The sequence below is a fragment of the Nocardia cyriacigeorgica genome, assembly GCF_010858045.1.
Taxonomy (GTDB): Bacteria; Actinomycetota; Actinomycetes; order Mycobacteriales; family Mycobacteriaceae; genus Nocardia; species Nocardia cyriacigeorgica_E.
Genome location: NZ_JAAGVC010000322.1, coordinates 1 through 291 on the forward strand (window position 1 = coordinate 1; position 291 = coordinate 291).

The 291-nt window shown below is 67.0% G+C and carries 2 protein-coding genes; both read right to left on the reverse strand.

Features of this window, described 5'->3' with window-relative positions:
- The coding region (locus tag GV790_RS29870; RefSeq protein WP_163818159.1) for a dihydrofolate reductase at positions 1–181 on the reverse strand (181 nt) is incomplete at its 3' end.
- Positions 178–291, reverse strand: a 114-nt coding sequence (locus GV790_RS29875) for a thymidylate synthase (RefSeq protein ID WP_218586504.1), incomplete at its 5' end; no start/stop codon positions are given. The genes GV790_RS29870 and GV790_RS29875, both read right to left, overlap by 4 nt.

Here is a 291-nt window from a genome sequence, read left to right on the forward strand (position 1 = left end):
GGCGGAACCGCGGGGGCAGCGAGTCCCAGGTGCGCCTGCCCATCACCACCGGATGGTCCATGGTGACGGCCTTGAAATTGGCCATGTCCTCGGGCACCCGCCACGGAATCCGGTTGTCGACGCCGATGACGCCGTCGAGGGTCTGCGCCCAGATGAGACCGATGACGCGCGTGGAACTCACACGGCCACCGGGGCCTTGATCGCCGGGTGATGCTGGTAGTCGACGACCTCGACATCGTCGTAGGCGTAATCGAACAGTGACGGTGCCCGGCGCAGCCGCAGGGTGGGGAA